28 protein-coding genes and 1 tRNA gene are annotated in these 23,604 nt (G+C 62.3%); 7 read left to right on the forward strand and 22 right to left on the reverse strand.

Annotated elements, in window-relative coordinates; genetic code table 11:
- Positions 1–3: 3 nt before the first annotated feature.
- From fliI to LCM4573_RS05285, 3 genes are read right to left on the reverse strand one after another with little or no spacing between them, the layout of a single operon-like run.
- The gene (gene fliI, locus LCM4573_RS05275) at positions 4–1,401 is read right to left on the reverse strand and encodes a flagellar protein export ATPase FliI (RefSeq protein ID WP_071005225.1); all 1,398 of its coding nucleotides are present in this window, start codon (positions 1,399–1,401) and stop codon (positions 4–6) included.
- Between the two features lie 21 nt (positions 1,402–1,422).
- Positions 1,423–2,157 carry a flagellar basal-body rod protein FlgF gene (gene flgF, locus LCM4573_RS05280; protein WP_071005226.1) on the reverse strand — a complete coding sequence of 245 codons (735 nt, stop codon included), beginning with the start codon at positions 2,155–2,157 and terminating at the stop codon, positions 1,423–1,425.
- 1 nt (position 2,158) lies between these two features.
- Positions 2,159–2,938, reverse strand: a complete 780-nt coding sequence (locus tag LCM4573_RS05285; protein ID WP_071005227.1) for a DUF1217 domain-containing protein — start codon at positions 2,936–2,938, stop codon at positions 2,159–2,161.
- Positions 2,939–3,137: 199 nt separating this feature from the next.
- Between LCM4573_RS05285 and motA the strand changes: the two genes are divergently transcribed.
- From motA to LCM4573_RS05315, 6 genes are all read left to right on the forward strand, one after another.
- Positions 3,138–4,007 carry a flagellar motor stator protein MotA gene (gene motA, locus LCM4573_RS05290; protein ID WP_071005228.1) on the forward strand — a complete coding sequence of 290 codons (870 nt, stop codon included), beginning with the start codon at positions 3,138–3,140 and terminating at the stop codon, positions 4,005–4,007.
- Positions 4,004–4,957, forward strand: coding sequence for a FliM/FliN family flagellar motor switch protein (locus tag LCM4573_RS05295; RefSeq protein WP_071005229.1), 954 nt, complete (start codon positions 4,004–4,006; stop codon positions 4,955–4,957). The genes motA and LCM4573_RS05295 overlap by 4 nt, the downstream gene beginning before the upstream one ends.
- 73 nt (positions 4,958–5,030) lie before the next feature.
- Entirely contained in the window at positions 5,031–5,555 is a 525-nt protein-coding gene (gene fliN, locus LCM4573_RS05300; protein WP_071005230.1) for a flagellar motor switch protein FliN, read from the forward strand.
- 27 nt (positions 5,556–5,582) lie between these two features.
- Positions 5,583–6,632, forward strand: a complete 1,050-nt coding sequence (fliG, locus tag LCM4573_RS05305) for a flagellar motor switch protein FliG (RefSeq protein WP_071005231.1) — start codon at positions 5,583–5,585, stop codon at positions 6,630–6,632.
- 162 nt (positions 6,633–6,794) lie between these two features.
- On the forward strand, positions 6,795–7,871 hold the full coding sequence (gene flhB / locus LCM4573_RS05310; protein WP_071005232.1) for a flagellar biosynthesis protein FlhB: 1,077 nt from the start codon (positions 6,795–6,797) through the stop codon (positions 7,869–7,871).
- Positions 7,872–7,876: 5 nt separating this feature from the next.
- Positions 7,877–8,317: a hypothetical protein gene (locus LCM4573_RS05315; RefSeq protein WP_071005233.1), complete on the forward strand. Its 441-nt coding sequence runs from the start codon at positions 7,877–7,879 to the stop codon at positions 8,315–8,317.
- A gap of 44 nt (positions 8,318–8,361) precedes the next feature.
- Here LCM4573_RS05315 and visR read toward each other — a convergent pair whose 3' ends face one another.
- The 14 genes from visR to LCM4573_RS05385 form a co-directional block, all read right to left on the reverse strand.
- Positions 8,362–9,105 carry a transcriptional regulator VisR gene (visR, locus tag LCM4573_RS05320; RefSeq protein WP_071005234.1) on the reverse strand — a complete coding sequence of 248 codons (744 nt, stop codon included), beginning with the start codon at positions 9,103–9,105 and terminating at the stop codon, positions 8,362–8,364.
- Between the two features lie 8 nt (positions 9,106–9,113).
- Positions 9,114–9,848 carry a transcriptional regulator VisN gene (gene visN, locus LCM4573_RS05325; protein ID WP_071005235.1) on the reverse strand — a complete coding sequence of 245 codons (735 nt, stop codon included), beginning with the start codon at positions 9,846–9,848 and terminating at the stop codon, positions 9,114–9,116.
- 285 nt (positions 9,849–10,133) lie between these two features.
- Positions 10,134–11,807 (reverse strand): flagellar basal-body MS-ring/collar protein FliF, encoded by a 1,674-nt coding sequence (fliF, locus tag LCM4573_RS05330; RefSeq protein WP_071005236.1) that lies wholly within the window; start codon positions 11,805–11,807, stop codon positions 10,134–10,136.
- A 156-nt stretch (positions 11,808–11,963) separates the two neighbouring features.
- Entirely contained in the window at positions 11,964–12,350 is a 387-nt protein-coding gene (locus tag LCM4573_RS05335; RefSeq protein ID WP_071005237.1) for a hypothetical protein, read from the reverse strand.
- A 26-nt stretch (positions 12,351–12,376) separates the two neighbouring features.
- On the reverse strand, positions 12,377–12,931 hold the full coding sequence (gene cheD, locus LCM4573_RS05340) for a chemoreceptor glutamine deamidase CheD (RefSeq protein WP_071005238.1): 555 nt from the start codon (positions 12,929–12,931) through the stop codon (positions 12,377–12,379).
- Positions 12,928–13,317, reverse strand: coding sequence for a response regulator (locus LCM4573_RS05345; RefSeq protein WP_037158816.1), 390 nt, complete (start codon positions 13,315–13,317; stop codon positions 12,928–12,930). The genes cheD and LCM4573_RS05345 overlap by 4 nt, the downstream gene beginning before the upstream one ends.
- On the reverse strand, positions 13,318–14,358 hold the full coding sequence (gene cheB, locus LCM4573_RS05350; RefSeq protein WP_071005239.1) for a protein-glutamate O-methylesterase CheB: 1,041 nt from the start codon (positions 14,356–14,358) through the stop codon (positions 13,318–13,320).
- The gene (gene cheR, locus LCM4573_RS05355; RefSeq protein ID WP_071005240.1) at positions 14,355–15,263 is read right to left on the reverse strand and encodes a protein-glutamate O-methyltransferase CheR; all 909 of its coding nucleotides are present in this window, start codon (positions 15,261–15,263) and stop codon (positions 14,355–14,357) included. The genes cheB and cheR overlap by 4 nt, the downstream gene beginning before the upstream one ends.
- Positions 15,260–15,727, reverse strand: a complete 468-nt coding sequence (locus LCM4573_RS05360; protein ID WP_071005241.1) for a chemotaxis protein CheW — start codon at positions 15,725–15,727, stop codon at positions 15,260–15,262. Before LCM4573_RS05360 ends, cheR begins: the two co-directional genes overlap by 4 nt.
- A 3-nt stretch (positions 15,728–15,730) precedes the next feature.
- Entirely contained in the window at positions 15,731–18,019 is a 2,289-nt protein-coding gene (locus tag LCM4573_RS05365; protein WP_071005242.1) for a chemotaxis protein CheA, read from the reverse strand.
- Between the two features lie 16 nt (positions 18,020–18,035).
- Positions 18,036–18,401, reverse strand: a complete 366-nt coding sequence (cheY1, locus tag LCM4573_RS05370; RefSeq protein ID WP_046794221.1) for a chemotaxis response regulator CheY1 — start codon at positions 18,399–18,401, stop codon at positions 18,036–18,038.
- 2 nt (positions 18,402–18,403) lie between these two features.
- Complete coding sequence (locus LCM4573_RS05375; RefSeq protein WP_071005243.1) at positions 18,404–18,697, reverse strand: STAS domain-containing protein; 294 nt, start codon at positions 18,695–18,697, stop codon at positions 18,404–18,406.
- Entirely contained in the window at positions 18,697–20,325 is a 1,629-nt protein-coding gene (locus tag LCM4573_RS05380; RefSeq protein ID WP_116285341.1) for a globin-coupled sensor protein, read from the reverse strand. Before LCM4573_RS05380 ends, LCM4573_RS05375 begins: the two co-directional genes overlap by 1 nt.
- A 365-nt stretch (positions 20,326–20,690) precedes the next feature.
- A complete protein-coding gene (locus LCM4573_RS05385) occupies positions 20,691–21,287 on the reverse strand; it encodes a DNA-3-methyladenine glycosylase (protein ID WP_071005244.1) in 597 nt (198 codons plus the stop codon).
- Positions 21,288–21,384: 97 nt separating this feature from the next.
- Between LCM4573_RS05385 and LCM4573_RS28235 the strand changes: the two genes are divergently transcribed.
- Positions 21,385–21,537 carry a hypothetical protein gene (locus LCM4573_RS28235; RefSeq protein ID WP_198539687.1) on the forward strand — a complete coding sequence of 51 codons (153 nt, stop codon included), beginning with the start codon at positions 21,385–21,387 and terminating at the stop codon, positions 21,535–21,537.
- A gap of 7 nt (positions 21,538–21,544) precedes the next feature.
- Here LCM4573_RS28235 and LCM4573_RS05395 read toward each other — a convergent pair whose 3' ends face one another.
- The 5 genes from LCM4573_RS05395 to infA all read right to left on the reverse strand — a co-directional run bounded on the left by LCM4573_RS05395 (position 21,545) and on the right by infA (position 23,589).
- The gene (locus LCM4573_RS05395; protein ID WP_071005246.1) at positions 21,545–22,138 is read right to left on the reverse strand and encodes an alpha-ketoglutarate-dependent dioxygenase AlkB; all 594 of its coding nucleotides are present in this window, start codon (positions 22,136–22,138) and stop codon (positions 21,545–21,547) included.
- 137 nt (positions 22,139–22,275) lie between these two features.
- Positions 22,276–22,351: transfer RNA gene (locus tag LCM4573_RS05400), tRNA-Phe, on the reverse strand.
- A 148-nt stretch (positions 22,352–22,499) separates the two neighbouring features.
- Positions 22,500–22,721, reverse strand: coding sequence for a DNA gyrase inhibitor YacG (yacG, locus tag LCM4573_RS05405; protein WP_071005247.1), 222 nt, complete (start codon positions 22,719–22,721; stop codon positions 22,500–22,502).
- Between the two features lie 3 nt (positions 22,722–22,724).
- Positions 22,725–23,345 carry a Maf-like protein gene (locus LCM4573_RS05410; RefSeq protein ID WP_071005248.1) on the reverse strand — a complete coding sequence of 207 codons (621 nt, stop codon included), beginning with the start codon at positions 23,343–23,345 and terminating at the stop codon, positions 22,725–22,727.
- A 25-nt stretch (positions 23,346–23,370) separates the two neighbouring features.
- The gene (gene infA, locus LCM4573_RS05415) at positions 23,371–23,589 is read right to left on the reverse strand and encodes a translation initiation factor IF-1 (RefSeq protein WP_004435948.1); all 219 of its coding nucleotides are present in this window, start codon (positions 23,587–23,589) and stop codon (positions 23,371–23,373) included.
- Between the last annotated feature and the right edge of the window lie 15 nt (positions 23,590–23,604).

The raw sequence follows: 23,604 nt of genomic DNA on the forward strand, positions 1-23,604 counted from the left end.
CTGCTACCTCTGTCTGGCAGGCGGTGCCGGCGGCTGGCCCGCTCCGGCTCGGAGTGCCGACGCGAGATCGGCATAGGCATCGGGCGCGGGCTTTTCTCCCGGCGTCTGTTTCAGTACCTCATAGATCACCGGTACCTGCTTGATCGCCATGTCGAGATCGGGATCGCTGCCGGTGCGATAGCCGCCGATGAGCCGCAGATCGCGCGTCTCCTCATAGCGATGGATGAGCGATTTCAGCCGCGAGACCAGTTTTTCCTGATCCGGTGTCCAGGCCTTCCGGGCGAGACGGGAAATGGACGCCAGCGGATTGATGGGCGGATAGCGCCCTTCTTCCGCGAGGCTGCGGTCGAGCACGATATGGCCGTCGAGAATGCCGCGGGTGGAATCGGCGATCGGATCGTTGTGGTTGTCGCCATCGACGAGAATCGAGATGATCGCCGTCACCGTGCCCGCGCCCTCAATGCCCGGCCCTGCGCGTTCGAGAAGACGCGGAAGCTCAGTGAAGACGGATGCCGGATAGCCGCGCGCCACCGGCGGCTCGCCGGAGGCGACCGCCACTTCGCGGATGGCATGCGCAAAGCGCGTGACGCTGTCGACGATGAAGAGGACGTTCTCGCCCCGGTCGCGGAAATGCTCGGCGATGGTGATGGCGACCAGCGGCGCCATCTTGCGCAGCATCGGGCTTTCGTCGCTCGTCGCGACGACCGCGATCGATTTCGCCATATGCTCGCCGAGCGTATCCTCGATGAATTCGCGCACCTCGCGACCGCGCTCGCCCACCAGCGCGATCACCACCCTGTCGAAAGCCTCGGCGCGCGCCAGCATCGAAAGCAGCGTCGATTTGCCGACGCCCGAGCCCGCGAAAATCCCGAGACGCTGGCCGAGGCAGAGCGGCGAGAAGATGTCGATCGCGCGCACCCCGGTGCGAAAGCCCGTCTCGACGCGGCTGCGCGTCATGGACGGCGGCGCGGTGCTGGAAATCGAGCGCGGATCGAGGCCTTTCGAGAGCGGTCCCTTGCCGTCTATGGGCTCGCAAAGAGCATTGATGGTGCGGCCGCTCCAGCTATGGTCCGGCGCGACGCGGAAGGCGCCCTTGCGGATGACGGTATCGCCGATGCCGATCGGCTCGCCGGGCTCGATCGGGCAGACATAGACGATGTCGGGCTCCACTCGTACCACTTCGCCAAGATGGATGCCGGTGGCGCTGCGATGCGCCACGAACTCGCCGAGCCGCACATGCCGCGAAAGCCCGGCAACGGTATAGTGCCCGGCGGCGATGGTGCGTACATGCCCGCCCGGCGCAACCGAAAATGCCGGATCGGCATAGCGCGCGGTAAGCCCGGCGAGCTGCGCCAGCCTTCCGCCATTCGCCGTTTCGAATACCGCTGCCTGAATGCTCATGATCCGCCGTCTTTCTCAGCCTTAGCGGGCGCCGCCGAGGGTCCTGATCGCCTCGGCGAAGGACGATTCGGAATCCCGCATAAGCGCGGAAATGCTCTCGAAGGCGCGATTGACCTGGATGAGCTCGGTCATCTCGCCGAGACCGTTGACGTTCGACTGCTCGATATAGCCCTGGACCACGCCGTATTCGAAATTGTTGACCACCGGCTGCGGCGCCTGAACGGGGATCACGCCGCTGTTGTCGTAGCGCAGGTAACCCTTCGAGACATCCGCGGTGAAGAGACCGAGATTGGCGACCGGCCGGCCATCCTGCATGATGATGCCGTCGGCGCCGACGCTCGGCGGGCCGCCGTCGCGGTTCAGCTGGATCGGCGCGCCGCCGGCGCCGAGAACGGAAAAGCCGCGGATCGAGCGGAGCTGGCCGGTTTCGTCCATCGTGAAGCGGCCGTCACGGGTCAGCACCTGGCCGGCGGGCGTATCGAGCGCGAACCAGGCATCGCCCTTGACGGCGAAGTCGAGCGGATTTCCGGTCTGCTGCAACTGCCCGGTGCGCGTGGCAAGATAGTCGTTGCCCTGCGTCACGAATGCGATCTTGGCGTTCTGCTCGTTGCGCGTCTTGCTCAGAACCTCGTCGAACTTGATCTCGGTGGCCCGGAACCCGACAGTGTTCATGTTTGCCATGTTGTCGGCGATCGTGTTCAGGCGACGCTCCAGCGCGATCTGCGAAGAAATGCCGACATAAAGTCCGGACTGCATATCATTTGCCTCCGAGTTTCAGGTTATTGATGGAAAGGAGGAGATCGGGTGAAATCCCCTGCGAGGCGGGCGCAAAGAGCGCTGCTGCACTCGTTCCGCTATCCGAGGGATTTTGCAGCTCCCACATGGCCGAGAAGCGTTCCAGGAACTTGTTGACCTTCGTCGTGTCCTGGAAATCTTCGATATTCAGGGCTTCCTCGATGAAGACCGCCTGACGGTCGACATCGAGCGACGCCATCTCGCCGGGCATCTGGAGGACGGTGCGAACAACTTCGGTCAGCGCTTCGTCAGCAAGGATTTCCATGCCCGACTTGATGGAAGGAGCCATGCGCGCGAAATAAAGGGCAAGGCGCACGCCGGGATTTTCCTCGCCCGCCTCCTCTTCCAGGGTCTGGCGCTGGAATTTGTCGACCACGCCCTTCTGCGCCCGTTCGAAGGATGTCGCCGCCGCGCCCTGAGCCTCGAAGTTCAGCGATTCGACCAGTGATGAATAGCGGCTGTCGGCCAGTTGGCGGGCGAAGGCCTTCTCGTCGCGATTACCCTCGGTCAGCACCTTGCGCATGAAGGCCTTGGCATAGGCCATATCCTCCAGGCCATGCGCCTTCAGCGCATAGTTATAGAGGCGGCTGTCAGCCATGAATTCGTCAACGGATTTGATGCTGCCGATCTTGGAAAGATAATATTCCGTCTCGCGCGCCACGTCCGGCTTCTCGGCGACGCGGGCCAGCGACTTCGGAAGGTCGCGGCTGATCAGGGTATAGCTGGCATAGGTGGTGATCATCTTCTTCGCCCAAATTCGCGCAAGCAGGAGAAAATCGCTCGACGGCCGGCAATCCGGTCCGATCCTGCTCAAGCTATGCGCAAAGACTTGTGCGAAACTGTTCCGCTTCCCGATGGCGAAAACGCCTGGCCAATCAGCCTCACGCAAGCCAGACGCCTTATCCCGAGAGCATTGGACAACGACCAAGCGCAGGTATGGGATGAACATTATCATCGGTTTCGTCATCACCTTCGGCTGCATCATCGGCGGCTACATGGCGATGGGCGGCCACATCGACGTACTCGTCCAGCCGTTCGAGCTGGTGATCATCGGCGGTGCGGGCCTCGGCGGCTTCATCATGGCGAACCCGATGAAGGTGGTGAAGGATTCCGGCAAGGCGCTGGGCGAAGCCTTCAGGAATATCGTGCCCAAGGAGCGGGATTATCTCGACGTTCTCGGCGTGCTCTATTCGCTGATGCGCGACCTGCGCACCAAGTCGCGCAATGAGATCGAGGCCCATATCGACAATCCGGAAGAATCCTCGATCTTCCAGTCCGCTCCATCCGTGCTGAAGAACAAGGAACTGACCGCGTTCATCTGCGATTACGTGCGCCTCATCATCATCGGCAATGCTCGCAGCCACGAGATCGAGGCGCTGATGGACGAGGAAATCGAGACCATGCACCACGACAAGATGAAGCCGTATCACGCGATCACCGCGATGGGAGACAGYTTCCCGGCCATCGGCATCGTCGCGGCCGTGCTCGGCGTCATCAAGGCGATGGGCAAGATCAACGAATCGCCGGAAGTTCTCGGCGGCCTGGTCGGCGCGGCCCTCGTCGGCACCATGCTCGGCATCGTGCTTTCCTACTCGGTCTGCAATCCGCTCGCCTCGCAGATCAAGATCGTGCGCAACAAGCAGCACCGCCTCTACATCATCGTCAAGCAGACCCTGCTCGCCTACATGAACGGCTCGGTGCCGCAGGTCGCGCTGGAATACGGCCGCAAGACCATTTCCAACAAGGAGCGCCCGTCGATCGACTCCGTCGAGCAGGAAATGATGAATCCGGGCGGTGAAAAGGCGGCATGACGATGAGCCAGGCGATGCGAAGCACACCACCAGCCATGAACCACGCCCTTCTCGCGAAGCTGACGGGAGGGCTCGGCGACAGGGCTACGGTTGAGAAGATCGGCGGCGAGTTCGCGCAGCTCTACACCGAATTCTTCCCCGACGTGTTCCAGAGCGAAACCGGCATCGATATCGCCGTCTCCTATCAGGGCTGCACATCCGGCCTGATGCCGGATCTCATCGCCGATCTAGGGGACACCTTCGCTCTCGCCGACGGCGCCTTGCGCAACTGGTGTCCGAATTTCGTGTTCGCCTGCGGCAACAGCTTCGTGATCGCGCTGATGGAGCTGATGCTGGGCGCCGGTCCCCATACCGTCGAACAGCCGATCGAGCGGCCGCTTTCCGATATCGAACTCGACCTTGCCTCCATGGTATTCGACCGCATGGCGAATGTGTTGCGCTCCGGCGTCAACGCGCCCGGCGGTTTCGAGGCAAGCCTCGAACGGCCCCACAATGCCGAAGATCGGCCGCGGCCGGACGAGGCCGCTCCGCTTGAATACGGCGTCRCCATCCGCATGGGACTGGAGCTCGGCCCGGTCGTTTCGGAATTCGCTCTCGTCATTCCCCAACGCGCCTTTCTCAAGACCAAGGTGGTAGCGCCGAGATCGAAGGGGCAGGATTCGAAGAGCAGGCAGGAATGGACCGAGCGGATGGAAGAGCAGGTCCGCCGATCCCAGGTGACGCTCGAGGCGACGATCCGCCTGCAGGCTCTGACGCTCGGTACGATTTCCCGCCTCGCGGTGGGTGACGTCATCGCCTTCAAGGATCAGGGAGACGTRCAGGTTCGGGTGAGCGCCAACGGCAAGGACATGTATTCGTGCGAGTTCGGGCGTTCGGGCGAGCGTTATACGGTCCGCGTGAAGGACAATATCAGCAGCGATGACGAGATCCTGAAGCACCTCATGGGATGAGCCTCGCAAGCCGAGCGCATGTCTCATACGCCAAGGGCAGGCTGACGCAAGTTTCAATGGGAATAATGATTGCATGGCTACGAAGAAAACACCTCTCACCGAAGACGACGCATTGATGCCAGTCGGCAATGAAGTCGAACTGGATCAGGCCATCGACGATCTGCGCGGCGTGCTGAAGGCCGATGCCGACGTGCCGGCCACCGATTTCGACATCGGCGGCGGCGATTTTTCCTCCACCGAGGCCCCGGCCTTCGGCGGCGGCTTCGACATGAACGATGCAGGCTTCGGCGGCCAGGATTTCTCCGCTTCCGCGGAGACCATGCCGCAGCCCGGCAGCGCGCTCAACGCCAATCTCGACCTCATCATGGACATTCCGATCGACGTCGAGATCGTGCTGGGCTCCAGCCGCATGCAGGTCTCCGGCCTGATGAACCTCGAGGAAGGCGCGACCATCGCCCTCGACAAGAGGATCGGCGAGCCCGTGGAAATCACCGTCAACGGGCGCCGGATCGGCAAGGGCGAAATCACCGTGCTGGAACATGACGATACGCGCTTCGGCGTGAAGCTGACGGAAGTGCTGAGCACGAGAAGAACCTGATCCCTGTGGGGACAGAGAGGAAAGGCCATGATGGACTTTGACGATTTCGGTGGCGGTGCAGTCGCCGAGAAACCGTTGTCCCAGACTGAAAAGGCGGCGGCTGTTCTCCTCGCTATGGGCAAGGGTGTCGCCGGCAAGCTTCTCAAATATTTCACCCAGAACGAGCTGCAGCGGATCATCGCGTCGGCGCAGACGCTCCGGGCGATTCCACCGGACGAACTTGCCCAGCTCGTCAACGAATTCGAGGACCTCTTCACCGAAGGCACGGGCCTCATGGACAATGCCACGGCGATCGAGGCGATTCTGGAGGAAGGCCTGACGCCGGAAGAGGTCGACGGACTGCTCGGCCGCCGCACCGCCTTCCAGCCCTATGAAGCCTCCATCTGGGATCAGCTGCAGGAAGCCGAGCCGGAATTCGTGGCGAAGTTCGTCTCGCGCGAACACCCGCAGACGATCGCCTACATCCTTTCGATGATGCCCTCCTCCTTCGGCGCCAAGGTTCTGCTCAAGCTTCCCGAAAGCCGTCGCGCCGATGTCATGAACCGTACGGTGAACATGAAGGAAGTGAGCCCGAAGGCCGCGCAGATCATCGAGAACCGGGTGGTCGAACTTACCAAGGCGATCGAGGCGGAACGCAACTCGAACGGCACGAACAAGGTTGCCGAGCTGATGAACGAGCTCGAAAAACCGCAGGTCGATACGCTTCTCACCTCGCTGGAATCGATCAGCAAGGAAGCCGCGACCAAGGTGCGCCCGAAGATCTTCCTTTTCGAGGATCTGCTGTACATGCCGCAGCGCAGCCGCGTTCTTCTGCTCAACGACGTGGCTTCCGACGTGCTGACCATGGCGCTGCGCGGCGCGACGGTCGAGATGAAGGAATGCGTCCTTTCGGCGATCAGCCCCCGCCAGCGCCGCATGATCGAATCCGATCTGGAAGTTCTCGGCGCGCCGCTCAACCCGCGCGAGATCGCGATCGCCCGCCGCGCCATCGCCCAGGAGGCGATCCGGCTTTCCAATTCCGGCCAGATCCTGCTCAAGGAAAAGACCGAGGACGAGAAGGCCGCGGAAGCCGCCTGAGCTGAGTATCATTAGATGGGAGGGTGGAGCCGCCATGCCGGCTCCGCCCTTGTCGTTTCGGCGCTCTCATACACAGGCTTTTTGCCGTCCCGAATGGGATTTGGCCGGCGATGAGATAACGTGAAGCGAGGCAAGGAGCCGATTCGCGTGCAGGGATGAGCCTTGTCGGACGATAAAGACAGCAAAACAGAAAACCCGACAGCCAAGAAGCTGACCGAGGCGGCCGAGAAAGGCAATGTGCCCTTTTCCCGCGAGGTGACGATATTCGCCTCGACGCTCGCCTTCTATCTCTTTCTCGTCTTCTTCCTCCCCTCCAGCGTCTCGCAACTCGGAGAAACGCTGAAGGACCTTTTCGAGCAGCCGGACCAATGGCGCCTGGAGAATACGCAGGACCTCATTTCGCTCGGCGTGCATCTCGCCTGGGCGGCCGCCGCCGTGCTGGCGCCCGCCATGCTGCTCTTCATCGTATTCGGCGTCGTGTCCTCGATCTCGCAGAATATGCCCTCGCTGGTACTCGAGCGAATCAGGCCGCAAGCCTCGCGGCTTTCGCCGGCCAAGGGCTTCAAGCGCATCTACAGCCTGCCGGGGCTCATCGAGTTCGGCAAATCGGTATTCAAGATCGTGATCGTCTCGGTCATCATGTATTTCGCGCTGCGCGGCGAATTCTTCGCCTCGCTGGATGCGATGTTTTCCGATCCGCAGGTGATTCTCGTCAAACTCGATGCGATCACGCGCAAGATGGTCATCGTCATCCTGTTGTCGACCGCCATGCTTTCGGTCATCGATTTTCTCTGGACGCGCCATCACTGGTTCACCGAACTGAAGATGACGAAGCAGGAGGTGAAGGACGAACACAAGCAGTCGCAGGGCGATCCGCTGGTCAAATCCCGTCAGAGGTCCGTGGCGCGCGATCGCGCCCGCCGGCGCATGATCAATAATGTTCCCCGCGCCACGCTGGTGATCGCCAACCCGACCCACTATGCCGTGGCGCTCCGCTATGTGCGGGAAGAAAACGATGCGCCGGTGGTCGTCGCCAAGGGCCAGGATCTCATCGCACTCAAAATCCGCGAGATCGCGGAGGCCAATTCCATCCCGGTCTTCGAGGACCCGCCGCTTGCGCGCTCCATGTTTGCGCAAGTCTCGGTAGATAGTGTCATACCACCAGCCTTCTACAAGGCAGTGGCAGAACTCGTGCACCGGGTCTACGCAACCCGGTCGCTCAAGCAACGGACACGCTAGGCGTCATGAAGAAATGCTCCCATTCCACAGAACGTGAAAAGATCCTCGCCCGTGCGCTCAGCCCCGTGGCGACGGAATTGCGACTTCTCGACGCCGCAGACCTCATTTCCCTGCTGCGCTTCGAATGCTACGGCAATCTCTCCGACCTGGTCGCCTCGGCCGCGGAGCTTTATTTCCACCCCGGAACCGTCAATTTYGGCGCCGGCGGCGAATACAGGCTGGAATGGAGCGGTCCCGCGGAAGTCATCCTCGACCTGGAGATCAAGCCGCCGGGCATAACCGTCTACGCGCGCCTGACGCTCACCGACGCTCAGGCGGGGATCGAAATCGATCATATCGCCTTCGCCGATCCCTCGGAAAGCCCGGAGGAGAACACCATCTTTCTGGAGCGGAGCCTTGCGGAAGCGCAATTCACACGGAGCGAATCCTCCGCGGCGGTATTTTAGCTATCTTCAAATCAATACGAACTGACGTGAGCGGCCAGCCTGCGTCAGTTGATGTAGCCGAGCCGGATGGCCTTGGCGATCGCCTGGATACGGTTGACCGAATCCAGCTTGATGGTCGCCGAGCCGAGATAGGCATTGACGGTGTGGACCGAAAGCCCAAGGATTTCGGCAATCTCCTCGCTGATCCTGCCGTCTCCGGCAAGCTGCAGACAGGCGATCTCGCGCTCGCTGAGCGATTCTGCGGGCACGCTTCGCTTCTCGTCGAGGGCCAGCAGGTCCATCATCACCTGAGAGCTTCGGATGTGCTGCTCGATGATGGCATCACTTCCCAGATCCATCGAATTGCCGAGGAATACGACATAGCCGTTGCCGAGAGCTCCGAGCCRCACCGGAAAGGCGATGCCGGAAACCGGCACGACATCCGGATCGAGCCGGCGGACAAGGGGAGAAATTTCATCTGGATCGATCGGAGCACCGGCTTCCGCGCCGCGCCAGGCCAGCGGCAATAGCGAGAGTTCCATGTGCTCCAGGAAAATCTCGCCATAGGCGTCGATCAGAGCCTTGCCGTTTTCGCCACCGCCGACGCCCCAATTCTCCAGCTCGCAAATCAGCTTGCGCTTGTTCGGCAGACCGGCGCCGGCAATCCGGAAGACCGCGAAATTGCGGGCCTTCAGGTTCGTCTGCATGGCGACCATTTTCGGGAAGATATCCGATCGGCTGGAGGCGCGCTGGAGGCGCAGATACTGGATGCCCCCCTGGCCTTCTGAACTGCCGCGTGTATACGCCATATGCCCGCCTAAACCAGATTGTTCCGCACCGCATAGGCAATCGCCTCGGAGCGGGTTTTCGTCGCCGTCTTGCGCATCACGCTGGTGATGTAGTTGTTGATGGTGTTGCGCGAGATACCGAGAATGACGGCAATCTCGTCGCTGGTCTTACCCTCCGCGATCCAGAACAGGCATTCGAGCTCGCGTTCCGTCAGCTCGAAATCCCGCTCCGAGCGGACATCCCTGCTTTCCGCGAAGCTCGCTCCGTAAGCGGCCAGCAATCCGATCTCGCGCAGGCGCTCCTGGGACAGAATGGCCCCTTCGAGGAACAGCAGTATCAGGGAAAAGCGCGTGCGCCCGACGCAGAAAGTAAGCGAACAGCATCGCTTGCCGAGTTCATCGGGAACCTGCGCATCTTCCGGCAGCATCGAGAAGACCGGCGTCAACAGGGAAAGGCATTTTTCCAGCTCGGTCGAGCGGGAATAACCGCTCGCAAGCTCCGATCCCAGCCTGCGGACGAGATCGAAGGGCCAGTTGGAGGTGACGATGAAATCGAGACCCTGCTCCTGAATGAGGTCGTATCTGGYGAGCAGGAAGTGCGAGGCTCCGACGTAATCGGCCAGGATGCGCATGACGGCCTGGATGCTGTTGGCGCGCCCAGCAACAGTGATCCGCCGGGCCAACTGTTCGCGCGACAAGGCCTTGGTTTCCGTGGGCTCCAAATGTCGCCCTTCCGATGCCGTGTCTGCCCCCAACAATCCCATTCCTATCCGTGTCGCCTTGCCGGTTCGACACCGGCAAGTTCACCTCCAAAAAAATACTCGCTGCCGCATTCCCGCAGGCTCACCATCATGGTTCTGCGCATCTCATCGAATCGAGAGCATTGTAGGAAACGTCCGGGGAATAGCCATGCGAGCTTCCGCCGTTTCCTGTGGCCTGGACGACTGCGTCTACTGATACGCCTGTCCTGGACCGAATGTACACACCCAATAAATGACATGGGCCGGATTTTGTCCGGCCCATGCTGATCATTTTTTTGTGAAGGCTGCTCAGGCCGCTTCGTCGACCGCCCATTTGCGGAGAATCTTGGCGGCACGCTCCTCGCTGATCTCCACCATGCGGGAGAGACGCCGTTCCGGACCTTCCTTGAGGCGGCGGTTGAAGCCGCCCTCGTCGCCTCCGCCCAGAAGGTCGTCGGAGCTGTCGAAGCCGAAGTCCGCGCCGAACCCCTCCATGAGCGACGGGTTGCCGCCGGCCGGAGAGAAGTCGGGCAGTTCCAGGCCGGCTGCATCCGCCGTCGTCTCCGCCGCCACTCCGGTGCCGGTGACGCTGCGCACCAGCGGACGGATGCCGAGCCAGACCACGAGGAAGGCGACCGCGACGAAGGCAAGCGAGTTGACGATGGTGCCGAGATTGCGGCTGAGCGATTCCATGACGCCGGGACCACCCGCGGCCTCATCAAGAAGCTGGGTCTCCAGGAAGTCCATGGCCGTCAGCGTGACCACATCGCCGCGCTCCGTGTTCAAGCCGGAGGCCGAGGTCACGATCTTCTGCATCTCTGCGAGATAGGCATCAATCTTGGCCTGATCGGCGGGCTCGCCGACCATCTTGGCTATCCGGCCGCGGTTGACCACCACCGCCACCGAGAGCTTCTCGATCTGGTAGCTGTTGCGCGTGGTCGCGACCGTCTTCGAGTTGATCTCGTAATTGGTCTGCTCTTCGCGCTTGTTCGACTGGTCGGAGGATTGCGGGCCGGCGGCTCCGCCCGGCTCGGGCGCGGCCTGGGGCACGTTCTGCTCGACGGTCGTGGCGGAATCGTTCTGGGACTGCTGCGAGCGCTGCTCTTCGCGGGTGACGCGCACCGAGCGCTCCACGCGTGATTCCGGATCGAAAACCGTTTCCTGGATCTGCTGGCTGTCGGTGTTGAGCTGCGCCGTAACGCTGGAGCGGAAGTTGTCCATTCCGAGGAAAGGGGCGAGCGCCTTGTCGATGTTCGATTCGACTTCCTGCTGGACGGTCTGGACTATGTTCAGGGAGCGATTGAGTTCGTTGTTGCCGTATTCATCGCCGGCTGCGAGCAGCTGACCGGTGGAATCGAGAATAGTGACGTCATCGACATCGAGGCCCGGCACGGCGGAAGCCACCAGATGCCGGATCGCGGCCGCGGCCTTCCGGCCGGCCGACGTGCTCGCACGGATCATAACGGAGGCGGTCGGCTTCTGCTCCCCGCGTCGGAAGTTGCCGACGTCCGGCATGACGATGTGGACGCGGGCGGCGGACACGCCGTTGATCTGCTGCACGGAGCGGCCGATCTCCCCTTCGAGGGCCCGCACGCGGGTAACTTCCTGCATGAAGGAGGTGAGGCCGAGCGAGCCGACATTGTCGAAGAGTTCGTAACCGGCATTGGCGCTGTTCGGCAGGCCGCGTTCGGCGAGCAGAAGCCGCGCCTTGCTCGTACTGCCCACGGGCACGCGTATGCTGGYTCCGTCTTGACCCACCTCGAAGGGCAGGTTGGCTTCGGCGAGCGCCATGCTCACTTGGTTCAGGTCGGCGGTTTCCAACCCCACATACAAGGTCTCATAGGCGGGTTTGTTCACGAAAATCGCCGCCGCGAGCACGATCGCGATCGAGAGCACGCCGACACCGGCCAACGCAATGAGCCGTGTCTGGCCGAGACCCGCCAGATTCTTGAAAACAGGTGAAAATTGAGCCAACAGATTCATTCTGTCCCACATCGCAAACAAGGAAATAGAGCCTTTTCCAGGCTCACCCTAGGAAGCGAAGCTTGTGCGAGCGTTTCGAACGCGTGCGCTCGACGCTCATGAGACGGTGAAAAGTGGCGGGTGATTTATCGCCGGCCGCGCAGGACGGCCCCGCGATCAGAAGAAATCGAAATCGCCGGCCGCCTTGCCGAGCGGCTGGGAATGCCCGTGACGAAGCCCGTTCGCCAGCGCCTTGCGCATATCGGCAAGCTTGACGAGGCTGAGCGCCGTGGAAACGTCCACGGTCCACTGGTCCGGAATGGTGGCGGTAATGGTGTCGATGAACTCGGCGAGCCCCCGCGTCTTCTGGACGGCGAGGTCGATGCCCTGCAGCACCTTGATGCTCTCCGGCGACTGGAGGATGGCGGTTCCCCCAAGCTCCAGCAGCTGCGGCTCGACGCGCTCGATGAGATAGGCGACATCGTGCAGTTCGGAAACCAGCCGCATCAGGACCTCTGGAAGGGACTCCTCGGTGGAGGCGGCGTGTGTCACGACTTCGTTCATGGTTTCCTCGCCGGAAAAGGCGTTGCTTAAAAGAATTCGATGGAGCTTTCGGCGGGCTTGGGCGCGCGCACCGGGCGCTGCTCCATGTCCACGGTCTTCTGCGTTTCGGCGCCGGTGAGCGGATACTGGCGCGCCCGGCCGCTGACCGGCCAGTATTCGAGCTTGCGGCCGTGCTCGCCCCCGGTGGACGAGCTGACCACCGGAATGCCCTCATCCTTGAGGAACTGCATGGCGAAGGCCGCGTTCTGCTCGCCGACATTCGAAAAGCTCGCAATGGTCTTCGCGCCGCCGAATWTCTTCGCCTCCAGCCGGTCGCGCCGGGCTCCCCGCTTCAGGAGACCGTTGATCAGCAGCTCCATCAGATGCACGCCGTAGCGCGTCGCATCCCCGCCGGAGGCTGCCGCACTTCCGGAACCGGGAAGCAGGAAATGGTTCATGCCGCCGACACCGGCGACCGGATCGCGAAGACAGGCAGCCACGCACGAGCCCAATATCGTCGCGAGGACGACGTTCGGGTCGTTTTCGACCTTGTACTCGCCCTGGATGATATGGACACGCCTGGCCGCGGCGGCGTCTGTCATTTCAGCGCTCCGAACACCGCCTCGATGGCTGCCTTCATCTTCTCGATGGTGAATGGCTTGGCGAGAACGTTGTTGGCGCCGAGCTGGGCGGCCTTCTGCACGAGCGCGCGGTCACCCTGGGCGGTCAGGATGATGAACGCCGCCTTCTTCGTGTTCGGATTGCTGCGGACTGCCTGCAGGAAGCCGATGCCGTCCATCTTCGGCATGTTGAAATCCGAGATGACCAGATGATGCGGTTGCTCGGCCATGATCTTCATGCCCTGCTCGCCATCGCCGGCGGCGGTGATCTGCTTGAAGCCGAGCTGCGTCAAAGCATCGCTGAGCAGCAGGCGGCTGGTCACCTGATCATCGACGATCAGGACTTTGATTTTTTCCGCGAGAGACATTTATTCGGTACCTTCCTTCCGGGCGGCAGTTAATTTCAAAACTTCTTCTCCGATGGAGCCCAGCGGCAATTGGTGCTCGACGGCTCCCATCTCGTAGGCAACCCTCGGCATGCCGTAGACCACACAGGTTTTCTCGTTCTGCCCGATGGTGCGCGCGCCTGCGCTGCGCATCCTCAGCAGTCCGGCCGCTCCATCGCGGCCCATGCCCGTCAAGATCACTCCGACGGCGTTACGGCCGGCGAGTTCCGCGACCGAATCGAACATGACATCCACGGACGGCCTATGGCCGTTGACCGGTTCCCGCTCGACGAGACGGCAGCTCGGCGCAGACGGATTGACCACCTGAAGATGCCGTTCACCACCGGGCGCAATATAGACCTTGCCGATCTCCAGCCGCGCGCCATCGGTCGCTTCCTGCACCACGGGAGCGCAGATACGATTAAGCCGTTCGGCAAAACTTTTGGTAAATGTCGGCGGCATATGTTGAGTGATCATGGTGGGCGGGCAGTTCTTCGGGAACTTCTGCAGCACCGTGATCAGCGCTTCCACGCCCCCGGTCGAAGAGCCGATCGCCACGACCTTGCGACCGACCCTGTAGTCGGCGGCGGGCGTGACTGCGGGAGCGGAAACCGGACTGCGGCCGCGGCGCTGCGAGCGGGCAGCCGCCTTCACCTTCTCGGCGAGATCGATGAACGGCCTGACATCGCCTGGAACCGGCTTGCCGACGCAATCGAAGGCGCCGATCTCGAGGGCAGCGAGCGTCGCGTCCGCACCCCTATGGGTCAGCGTCGAAACCATGATGACCGGCATGGGACGCAGCCGCATGATCTTTTCGAGGAAATCGAGGCCGTTCATGTTCGGCATCTCGATATCCAGCGTCACCACGTCGGGATCGAGCCGCTTGATCGCTTCGCGCGCTTCGAGCGCATCGCCCGCCTGGCCGATCACGTTCACTTCCGGGTCGGAATTCAAGACGGCCGTGATCAGCCCGCGCATGGTGGGGCTGTCGTCGACGACGAGGACGCGTGCAGGCGCGCTCATGCCTTCCTCCCCGCGGCCTTGCCGATATGGCGGTAGGTGGTGATCCCGGTATTGTCGAAGAGATGCTTGGCATCTCCCGAAACGCGCTCGGAATGGCCGATATAGAGATGGCCGCCTTCCGGAAGCAGCGCGGCGAAGCGGGACCAGATCTTCATCTGCGTCGGCTCGTCGAAATAGATGACGACGTTGCGGCAGAAGATGACGTCGAAATTTCCCTTGAACGGCCATTGGGCCATCAGGTTCAGCTCGTTGAAGGTGATGAGCTTCTTGACGCGCTCGTCGACCTGGAACTTGCGGCGGCCGCCCGCCTCCACCTCGCGGAACCACTGCTTGCGCATGGGCGGCGATACCGTCTCCAGCGCGCCCTCGTCATAGACGCCGGCCTTTGCCGCCGCGAGTATCTTCGGATCGATGTCGGTCGCCAGGATGCGGAAATCGTAGTCGGTCGCATTCGGCAGCATGGAAAGGACCGTCAGCGCGATCGAATAGGGTTCCTGCCCGTCAGAGCAGGCCGCCGACCAGATGCGAACGCGGCCGCCGTTCTTCGCCCGGGCGACGAGCCCCGGCAGCACGTGATCGCGCAGGTGCTCGAAATGGTGGTTCTCGCGGAAGAAGCGGGTGAAATTGGTGGTCAGATGCGAAAGCATCTCGCGCCGCGCTGTCGCGCCTTCCGGCGAGGCGACAAGCGCGCAATAATCCCGAAATCCCTTGAGACCGAGCGCGCGGATATGTTTCGACAGGCGCGAATAGACCAGCGAAGCCTTGGATTCGTTGAGATAGATCCCGGCGTCGGAATAGATCATCGCTGCGATATCGGCGAGGTCGCGCCGCGTCAGCGGATATTCTCCGTTCGCCATGATCTCGTCGGGATGCGGCCGGTTTTCGGCAAGGCTCAGCGGCGTCATGCGGCTTCGCTTTCCTTTTCCGGGAAGAGCGCATCCAGCTCGATCATGCAGATCATCCGCTTTTCGATAGCGAGAATGCCCCGCGCATACTGTTTTTCGATATCGGAGGAGATTTCCGGCACCGGCTGCATGTTCTCGTCCGTAATCGTCAGGATGTCGGAAACGGCCTCCACCAGCAGGCCAACCACCCGGCTCCTCACCTGTGCCACGATGATGACGTGGCGGGGCGAAGGCTCAGTCGGCTTCATTCCTAGYCGGGCCGACAGATCGACGATCGGCAGCACGGCGCCGCGCAGGTTGATGATGCCCAGCACATAGGCGGGCGCATGCGGCATGGGCGTCGCGGGCGTCCACCCTCGGATTTCCCGGACCGACATGATGTTGACGCAGAACTCCTGATCGCCGATGCGAAAGGCGATGAGTTCGCGGCTTCCCTGGGCCAGATTTTTTACGGCGTACGACATGGGTTAACCCGCAGCTGCAAGAGACATTTCAGGCTTCAGCGACGTTTCCGGCTTGAGGGCCTGGCCGCGCGAGGCGGCAACGACCGCGTCGACATCAAGAATGAGAGCGACGCGCCCGTCACCGAGAATGGTGGCCGCCGCAATGCCCGGTACGTGCGTGTAGTTCGCTTCGAGCGACTTGATGACGACCTGGCGCTGGCCCTGGATGGCATCGACCATCAGAGCGCGCTGGCCGCCGCCTTCCGATTCCACCAGCAGAGCGACACCCTCGACCGGGTTTGCCTGGATGGCGCGGAAATTGAGGATGCGGCCGACATCGACCAGCGGGCAGAAGGAGTTGCGGATCGAGATCAGCCTATGGTTCGCTCCGAAGGAATGGATGGCGGACGCCTCGGGCTGAAGGGTTTCGACGATCGCCGTCAACGGCACCACCAGCGTCTGGCCCGCGACCGTCACGACCATGCCGTCGAGCACGGCGAGCGTCAGCGGCAGGCTCATGGTGAAGGTGGAGCCCTGCCCCGGCCTGGACGAGATCGAAATACGGCCGCCGAGCGCCTGGATCGAGCGCTTGACCACATCCATGCCGACACCGCGACCGGAAATGTCGGAAATCTTGTCGGCGGTCGAGAAGCCCGGCATGAAGATCAGGTTGTCGATCTCGTCGTCGGAAAGGTTCGCATCGGCGGCGATCAGATCGTTGTCGATCGCCTTCTGACGGACTCGCTCGCGGTTGATGCCGGCGCCGTCGTCCTGCAACTCGATGAGGATGCGGCCCGAACGGTGCTTCGCGGTGAGCTTGATCGTGCCTTCCGCGGACTTGCCGGCTGCCTCGCGCTTTTCRGGCGTCTCGATGCCGTGGTCGACGGCATTGCGGATCATGTGCGTCAGCGGCTCGGCCAGCTTGTCGATGACTGTCTTGTCCACTTCGGTGTTCTCGCCCTCCGTCACGAGGCGGATCGACTTGCCCACCATGTCGGCCACTTCGCGGACGATGCGCGACATGCGCTGGAAGACCGGCTTCACCGGCTGAGCGCGGATCGCCATGACTGAATCCTGAATCTCGCGGGTGAGCTGCTGCAGCTCCTCAAGGCCCATGTTGATGGACGAGGTTCCGGTCGCATCGTTTTCGATGACGCTCTGGGAAAGCATCGCCTGGTTGATGACGAGTTCGCCCACCAGGTTGATGAGCCGGTCCACACGGTCGAGATCGACGCGGATCGTCTGACCGGCACTGGAAGCCGCGGCCGTATTCTGTGCGGCGATCGCCGGTGCGGCGGCGGCTGCAGCCGCCTCCTGCCGCTCGGCCACCCGCGCCGCCACGCTTGCAAGCCGCGTGACGTTCGTGGCGGTCTCCGCAGCCATGACAGCGGCAGCGACGGTTCCGGACGAGGAAGGCTCTTCCCTTTCCTCTTCCGAGGCCGGCGTCTCATCCAGAATCGAGAGGTCGAAGGGAACCGGCACCATCGGCAGCTCCTCGTCCGCGCCGGCCGGTTCGGCAAGCTTCACCTCGAGATCGCAATCCCATTCGGCGAATTCGAAGACTGCCCGGATATCTTCCTCGCTCCTGGTCGTCTTCAGCGAAATCTTCCAGGCGAAATAGGCTTCCTCGGGGTCCATCTGGTCGAAAGCCGGGAGCCCGTCCGTATCGCAATGGATGCTCATCTCGCCGATGCGGGAAAGATCGCGCAGCAGGAGAGCTGCTTCGTTGCCCTTCGAGTAGAGCTCACGGCGAGGTCTGAAACTGATCTCGTAGGTCGAGCCTTCGAGCGCCACTTCCTCTTCGTCTTCATCGTCGAAACCATCGAACGAGAACGGAATGGGCTGGAAACCGCTTTCATCGGTCGGCTGCGGGGCGACTGCAGCCGGCTTGGCAGCGGCTGCCTCGACATGAACGGAGGGAGCCGGCAGCTCGCCATTGGCAAGCGCCTCGAGTTCCTTCACCAGGCCACGGCTGCGCGCCACATCCACGCTGCCGCCATCACGCGAGGCGCTCACGAGATCGGCCAGCACGTCGGCCGATTTCAGCATCACCTTCAGCACGTCCTGGTTCGGCTCCAGTTTGTTGGAGCGGACGCAATCCAGCGTCGTCTCGAAGACATGCGCGAAGGAGACGAGATCATCGAGCCCGAAGGCGCCAGCCCCCCCCTTGATGGAATGAACGGCGCGAAAAACGGCATTCACCGTCTCGGGGTCGCGATCCCCGTCGTTCAGCTTGAGAAGACCGGATTCCAGTTCAGCGAGCTGCTCTTCGCATTCCTGAAAGAAGATCTCTTTGATTTCGTTCATGTCCATCGGAGAAAATCCAGGTTCAGGCGGTTACACGCTCGATTGCATCGATCAGTTTCGCGGGGTCGAAGGGCTTGACGATCCAGCCGGTCGCGCCGGCCTGGCGGGCCCGGTTCTTCTTTTCCTGATCGCTTTCGGTGGTCAGCACGAGGATCGGCACCGCGCGGTACTTCTCGTTGCGGCGCACGCCCTCGATGAAGCCGAAGCCGTCCAGCCGCGGCATGTTGATATCCGTCACGATCACATCCGGATTGGCGCCTTCGAGAACCTCGAGACCTTCCACGCCATCTTCGGCCTGGATGGTTTCGAAGCCCGCATTGTTCAGCGTCACCAGAAGCATGTTCCGGATCGTCCGCGAGTCATCTACCGTCAGCACTTTCTTCTTCATGCTCAAATCTCCTTGGCAGCCAATTGCTTGGCGTCGATTCCGATAAGCCGCATCGTCTTGTCGAAGGCATCCGAGGCGCTCTCGACCAGGAAGAATTTCCCGTCCGTCGCCCATGCCCTGGCGGCCGCGACAAGCACCTGCGCGCACTGTACGCCGGCCCGCTCCACCTCCGACGCGTCGACCACGACGTCGCTTCCGCGCATGGACATCAGCTTGCCGTGCAGGACGGAAGCCTCGTTGAGGTCCAGCACTGGGGACAGTTTCAAGTTTTCCTGTGCAGGCTTTTTGCTCGCCATCAGCTCATTCCCTGTCGCTTGTGCATTTCGAATTCGTCCTCATCGAAGCGAGCGCCGGCCGAAGAGCCGATTGCAACGAGCGACGGCGAGGATTTCACGACCGGCGGCCGAGGCGCATCCGAGCGATAGCGGACCTCTCTTTCGATGCGGAACTCGCGGATCGTGCGGCCGAGCTCGACGATCACGGTATGAAGCTCGTCGGCACCTTCTCCGGCACGGGAAGCGATGCCCGCATTCGAGGCGACGCCTTCGCCGACCGCACCAATCTCCGCCGCCACGTGGTCGAGATTGGCCGCCTGCTCGCCCGTGTCTCGGGCGATGCCCGCAATCGCATCGTTGATTTCAGAGACCTGCCGGACGATGCCGCCGATCGCATCCTGTGTGCGGTGAACCATCTCCACACCGGCATCCACCTGCGTCTTGGTGCCGTTCACCAGCGACTTGATCTCGCGGGCCGCTTCCGCCGAGCGCTGCGCAAGCGCGCGAACTTCCTGGGCGACGACCGCAAAGCCGCGGCCGCTTTCGCCCGCGCGGGCGGCCTCGATGCCGGCGTTCAGAGCCAGCAGATTGGTCTGGAAAGCGATCTCATCGATGGAGCCGATGATCTGGCCGATCTTCTCGGCCGAAGTTTCGATATCCGCCATGGCGCTGATCGCCCGGCCGACGACCTCGCCGCTTTCCTCGACGGAACGGCGCGTCAATGCGGCCGCCTTTTCCGCGGCGGCTATTTCGGTAGCGCTTTCCTTCACCTTGYCGGTGATCGCCATGAGCTGGCGCGCCGCCTCGTCGAGACGGCCCGACTGCTCGACCGAAGCGGCGGCGAAGGCGCGCGCGTCCCGGCCCAGCGTTTCCGAGAGGCCTGCGGCCTCCCTGCCCTGCATTTCCGCCCGCTGGACGGAAGAGCGCATCGTCTCGACCGCCTGCCCGAGAAGACCGGCGAGTTCGCCATAGGCTTCCGGCACGTCCGCAGGGGCGGCCATCGTCAGATCCCGCTCCGCCAGCCCGGCAATCACATCGGAGAATAGCCCGACAACTTCCGCCTGGTCGGCCTCGCGCTGCTCGGCAAGCGCGCGCTGGTGCTTCTGGCGCTGTTCGTTGAAGCGCAGCGAAACGGCGATTTCGACATCCACCATCACCAGGCGGACGATGGCGCCGACCAATTCCATGATCTCGCGCTCGCGGCGGCGCGCGGCCGGCAGCATCGCCTTGCCGCCGATCTCGGAAAGCGCGCCGGAGATCAGGTGCTCCAGCACTACTGCATGGCCTGCCACATGCCAGCGCGGATCAAGCCCCATGCGGCTTTCCGTATCGGAAAGCATCTTCACCCGCTCGGCATAGAGCGCATCGAAGCGGGCGTCCGTCAGCACGCTCCAGTGGGAGGCCTGGAGATCGTGGAGCCGGTCGATCTGGTTCTCGCTCTGGAAATTGCGAGCCGCTTCCGGGGAAGACTGGTAGCGCTGGAAAAGATTGCGCAGCCCCGCTTTCAGATGCGGTTCCAGCATCGGGCGGAAGCGGCGCAGAAGATCGCTGAGATCACCGTCGAGGCCGGCAAACGCCAGCCGCTCGCCCAGGCTGCCCGCCTGAGCCCGCCGCGCCTGATCCAATGCCGTTTCCTGCCCCAAATCCATCCCCAAAGTTACGGCCGACCTCCGGCGGAGGATCGGCAAAGAAGCAGCCCTGCCAGCCAGGCGAATGGATGCAGCCGGGGCGCGCGCCCGGCCCAACGATTGGCGTCGGCGGGTGCGAGACCGCAGTCTTTTCCTGGATTGTCATGAGCGGATACCGGATCGAAACCGGTACGGCAGCGCGGCTTCATGCCTTTGGGAGACCGCAGAGGTCCCATTACGCCGTGGTCCTCCAATTTGTATGGTTAATTCCTTGCCCGAAGGTTAATGGATCGTAGACCGGCCCCGGCTTTTGCGCCGTAATCGCACGGGCGACGCGCCGGAAGCGAGGCAATCCGCTCCCTTGCAAATCTAGGCTGTAAAAGGGTTCAGCCTTTCGCGCGCGCCGTTATGCCGGAGGCGAAGCGCTTGCTCACATGTATCGAGCCGGCAAGGCCGAAACGCCAGGGCAGATCGATCGCCTGGCTGATGCCGATCCGCCTGCCGGTGACGACCAGCGGCGCTTCTTCCGCCGGCTTGAAGCGGAACGGCGGCTCGAACAGGGAAAGCCCGTCATGCTCCCCGGTAATGCCGAGCGCCTGACACACGCGGCCGGGACCGGCTGAGAGCAGAAGCGGATCGGAACGGCCCCGACGTGCCTCCATTTCGGGTATCCCCCAGACCGGCTCCAACGCGCGGATGAGGACCGCGCTGCCCGGACGGCAGACGAAGTTCACGCACCAATGGATGCCATAGGAGCGATAGACATAGACATGCCCCGCCGGGCCGAACATGGTTCTGTTGCGGGGCGTCTGCCCGCGAAAGCTGTGAGAAGCCGGATCGTCCGGCTCATAGGCCTCGGTCTCGACGACAATGCCGCCCACGCCTGCGAATTCGAGCTCGGCCCCGATCAGCTCGCGCGCCACCTCGACGGCGCTCCGCTCGAAGAAATCGCCCTGCCCCGATGCTTTGGCCTTGTCGCTCATGGGCCATGACTTACGGGAAGACCGCGGAACCGGCAAGTTCGGGAGGGCCTATGGTGCAGGCCATGGGCCCGACGCATTCCGCTGCTATGCTTGCCCGATGGAGAAGAAGAACGGCATTCCAGTCCTCCTCGGCGTCGTGCTCGGGGTCGCCATCGGCGCGGCGATGGACAATATCGGCATGGGGATCGGCATCGGCCTGGCACTCGCGATCGCCATGCTGCCGGCGTGGCGAGGGAATGAGGATAGGTAGCTTCGGACTATCCGGCGCCGCGCACGACCTTACGGAAAGTGAGCGAGATACGTCGCTGCCGCTCGATTTTGCGACCTCCGAAGATATCCGCCTTGCGTGCCGGGATCTCGTGCGTCCAGTCGTAGCGGGCTTCTCCCTGCAGCACGATTGCCGATCCGGGCTCAAGGAGGACTCTCCGGCGTTCGCCACCCTCCCGTTGGCGGAAAACCATCTCGCACGAAGAAAGCATGCTGACGGAGACTATCGTATCGTCGAAGCAGGGGACGCAATCCACATGGGCGCTGATCCCCTGGCCGGGCAGGTATTCGTTGRCGATCACCTGATCGGGCATCACGGCGAACAGATTGCGAGCAACAAGCCCAGCCGCAAGCTCCTCAAGTGAGGCAGGCAACGGGCCCAGATAACTGTCCGCCGTGACAAGCCGGGCTTTGTAATCGTAGCGGTAGCCGAAATGCTGAACACGGCGCTTCAGCTCAGTGCTCCACTCGCCTGCATCAAGGAGCGCGGCAAGCGCTCGCTCTTCGTCCGATGATAGGAACTCCCTCATATAAGTTGCACCCAACGGCAGATGTAGCGTGTTTTCACGCGATGCGTGGCCCATTTCACCTTACCTGAGAGCGCCAACAGGAGACAAAACAATCGTATAAGTAGAAAATATGCGCAACCTGAAAGTTCAGACCGACAAACGCTAAACACGGTGTGGCTATTGCACCAACCAAGCGAACTTTAGCGAGATAATGGTGCCCGGAGGCGGATTTGAACCACCGACACGCGGATTTTCAATCCGCTGCTCTACCAACTGAGCTATCCGGGCATCTGGGCTTCAAAAAGCCTTCCGGCAGGGCCGGCGGGGGTCATCTCCCCCGGAAGCGAGCGGGGTTATAGCATCTTGCTCGGCCTTGTCCAGCACCGAAACCGACTTTTTTGACAGGTTTGCAAAAATCGCGAATTCGCCAGCAAAATCAGCCGTCACGACGCTCGTCGTCGGAGGGTTCGGCCTTGGTCTCGTCCTCCGCCACCGGAATGGTGTAGGAGCCCTTCAGCCAGCGCGAGAGATCGAGCGTGCGGCAGCGGTCGGAGCAGAAGGGATAGTGTTCGCGTGCCGAAGGCTTGCCGCATTCCGGGCAGGGTCTCGTCTTGCGCAGCGGCTCCACCTTGCCGCCAGTCCTGATCGGTTGTGCCATGGTTCAGCCCTCCGGCCAGCCCGCCGCCACGTCGAAGCCTTCACCGGCCAGCAGCGCCATCACTTCGTAAAGCGGCAGCCCGACGACGTTCGTATAGGAACCCACGAGCTTCTGGACGAAAGAGCCGGCGATCCCCTGGATCGCATAGGCTCCCGCCTTGCCGCGCCATTGTCCCGACGCGATATAGTTCTCGATCTCGCGGCTGGAAAGCCTCTTGAAGCGAACCTTGGTCTGCACGACGTTCTGCCGGAACTTGCCGCCGGGGGTCACCAGGCAGATGCCGGTATAGACCCAATGGCCGCGCCCGGAGAGCAGGTGCAGCGCCGCGTGCGCCTCGTCGGTATATTCGGTCTTCTCGAGAATACGACGGCCGACGGCCACGACGGTGTCTGCCGACAGGATATAGCTGTGACGCCAGGCCGGGTCGTCCCGCAACGCGGAGAGCGCCGCTTCCGCCTTTTCAGTGGAAAGGCGGCGCGCGAGCGAACGCGGATGCTCGGATCGCTTCGGCGTCTCGTCGATATCCATCGGCATCAGCTTTGCCGGCTTGATGCCCGCCTGATTGAGAAGGTCGAGGCGGCGCGGCGAACCGGAGGCCAGGATAAGCTTTTGTTCCAGCGCCATGAGGAGGCCTTGCCGCTAGCCGGGATTACTTGAAGCGGTAGGTGATGCGGCCCTTGGTCAGGTCGTAGGGCGTCATCTCGACCAAAACCTTGTCGCCGGCGAGAACGCGGATGCGGTTCTTGCGCATTCGGCCGGCGGTATGCGCGATAATCTCGTGTTCGTTTTCGAGCTTCACGCGGAACGTCGCATTGGGCAGCAGTTCCGTCACGACGCCCGGGAATTCGAGGACTTCTTCTTTAGCCATCTATGGGTTTTCTTC

Origin of the sequence: Rhizobium sp. LCM 4573 (assembly GCF_001854865.1) — a bacterium.
Lineage (GTDB): Bacteria > Pseudomonadota > Alphaproteobacteria > Rhizobiales > Rhizobiaceae > Neorhizobium.